Annotated in this window: 2 protein-coding genes; one reads left to right on the top strand and one right to left on the bottom strand. The window is 70.8% G+C overall.

All coding sequences use genetic code 11. The features are described from left to right. The coding region (locus R6V09_RS50605; RefSeq protein ID WP_317888166.1) for an AAA family ATPase at positions 1-1,038 on the top strand (1,038 nt) is incomplete at its 5' end. Positions 1,039-1,110: 72 nt separating this feature from the next. Here the strand turns inward: R6V09_RS50605 and R6V09_RS50600 are convergent. Continuing rightward, positions 1,111-2,193, bottom strand: coding sequence for a S1 family peptidase (locus tag R6V09_RS50600; RefSeq protein ID WP_317888165.1), 1,083 nt, complete (start codon positions 2,191-2,193; stop codon positions 1,111-1,113). Positions 2,194-2,575: the final 382 nt, after the last annotated feature.

The raw sequence follows: 2,575 nt of genomic DNA, 5'->3' as shown, positions 1-2,575 counted from the left end.
GCGCTCGCGCAGGAGGGCGGGCTGCCGTCGGTCCTGTGGGCGGGCCCGGAGAAGATCAGCCGCGCGGTGCGCGAGGGCCTCCATCCCGTGCAGGGCACGGTCCGCTCGGGCCCGGTCAGCCTGCAACTGGGCTTCGCGGGCGACGAGTTCGGGTACGCGGTCGACTTCGGGCATCCGAGCCCCACCCCCGGTGCGGGCAGCGGCCCCTCCATGTTCAACCTCGACCCGGAGATCAAACGCGAGTGCATCTGGAGCGGCCCCGTGCTGCGCCCGGCCTCGGTCCTCTCCGACCGCGCGGGAGCCACCGTCAAACTGCGTGGCGCGGGCGGCGGCTGGTCCCGGGCCCACGGCGCCCTGCGGCCGTACGACAGCATGCTCGGCGAGCTGGCCGACCCGCAGCACGCACCCGATGTGCTGGCGGTGCGGGAGTTCATCAGGTCCTGGCGGTTCTACGACCATGTCCGCACCGACGCGCACGCGCCGGCCCGGGCCGACCGGATCGGCACCCGGACGCCCGTGCTCAGCGGTGACGGCTCCGATCTGGCCGCCGCCCTGCAGACGATCCGCGAGGTCGGTGACGGCGAGGCGCTGGACGCGGCCGTGGACGCGGCCTTCCCCGGCAGCCAGGTCCACATCGCCGATCTCGGCGGGCGCTTCCGGCTCGCCCTGCGCCAGCACGGGTTGCTGCGCCCGCTCACCGCCGCCGAGTTGTCGGACGGCACCCTGCGCTATCTGCTGTGGGCGGCGGCGCTGTTGACGCCCCGGCCACCGTCGCTGCTCGTGCTGAACGAACCGGAGACGAGTCTCCACCCGGACCTGATCCCGCCACTCGCCGATCTGATCCTCACCGCCGGCAAGGACACCCAGATTGTCGTGGTCACCCACGCCAGACCGCTCGCGGACGCTCTCCAGAAGGGTGCGATACGTCACCGTCTCGACGTCAACTCCATAGAGCTGGTGAAGGAGTTCGGGCAGACGACGGTGGCGGGTCGCGAGGGCCCGCTCGACGAACCGTCGTGGCACTGGCCCAAGCGCTGAGCCGACCGTACGGACACGGAAGCCCCGCCCCCTCGCGCGCGGGAGCGGGACTTCACGGTGTCGTGCGACAGGTCAGCCGATCTGTGCGCCGAAGGTCGACAGCGCCTCGGTGACCGGCTGGAAGAAGGTCTCGCCGCCGGAGGTGCAGTCGCCGCTGCCGCCGGAGGTGAGGCCGATCGCCGCGTCGCCGTCGAAGAGGGAGCCGCCGCTGTCGCCGGGCTCGGCGCAGACGTCGGTCTGGATGAGGCCGTTGACGATGTCGCCGTTGCCGTAGTTCACGGTGGCGTCCAGGCCGGTGACCGTCCCGGTGTGCACCTGGGTCGTCGAGCCGCTGCGGGTCACCTTCTCGCCGACGGTGGCGTCGGCGGCGTGGGTGATGGCCTGCGAGGAGCCGTTGTAGAGGTCGACCGCGCTCGGGTGGGCGACGTCGGAGGTGTACTTGACCAGGCCGAAGTCGTTGTCCGGGAAGCTGGACTGCTCGTTCGTGCCGATCTCGTTGCCGCTGGAGTCGGACCAGGTGGAGATGGCCTCGGTGCAGTGTCCGGCGGTGATGAAGTAGGGCGCGCCGCCCTTGACCACGTTGAAGCCGAGCGAACAGCGCCCGCCCGAGCCGGAGATGGCGTCGCCGCCCGCGATGAAGGGCTTGAACTCCCCCGTGGTGCGCTGGAGTTCGGCCTTGGTGCCGAGCCTGTCGACGACCTTGGTGAGCTTGGCCCACTCGGTGGCGGAGACCGTGCGGTCGGCGGTGACGACGACCTTGTTGGTGGTGGGGTCGGTCGCCCATGAGGTGCCGGGGATGGTGGCGTCCTGCTTGAGGGTCGTACGGGCGCCGGCCAGTTCGGCGAGGGAGTGCTCGACGATTCTCGCCTTGGCGCCGGCCGCCTCGACGGTGTCGGCGGCGGCCTGGTCGAGCACGTTGACCACGAGGCTCTTGGTCTTCGCGTCGTAGAACGTACCGGCCGCGTCGGTGCCGAGGTTCTTGCCGAGTGTAGAGGCGAGCTTTCCGGCCGCCGGGGCCGAGAGGGTGTGGGGTGCGGCCGCCTGCGTGGTCTCGCTGGCGTTCGCACTCTGCAAGGTGACTCCCGCGACGACCAGCGCGGCTATGCCCGCGCCTGCCACGGCCACCCGTCGCCTGGGTATGCGTCGGTGCTTCAACTCGTGTCCTCCTGTGGGGGGTCGGCCCGCCAGGTTATGGGGACCCGACCGGCCGAAAGGTAGGTTGACGAGCGCCTACTCTTCCGAATCGCACAGGGAGCGCACAAGGTCGACTTCAGGTCGTGCGCGGAACGCGGTTGTACGCCCCCCTCGATTTGACTGTCCACGGTCACCCCAGGCCATTCGCACTGCAAACACTGCGTGCGAGTGGCCCTCATCAGCCGGTGAGGTCTAGTCCTGTCTTGAAATCGACCCATCGGAGTCCGGATCCGACTGAGGCTCGGCAGGCGGAAGTTGCTCCTGCACCGGTTGCGGCGCCACGGGGGCCGCAGGGGCAACCGGCGCCACGGGTGCCGCGGGCGCTGTCGGCGCGGCAGGCGCG

This window comes from Streptomyces sp. W16 (genome assembly GCF_033194735.1).
GTDB lineage: Bacteria > Actinomycetota > Actinomycetes > Streptomycetales > Streptomycetaceae > Streptomyces.
The sequence above is the reverse complement of the archived record's forward strand: the minus strand, read 5'-3'. Positions and strand labels throughout refer to the sequence as shown.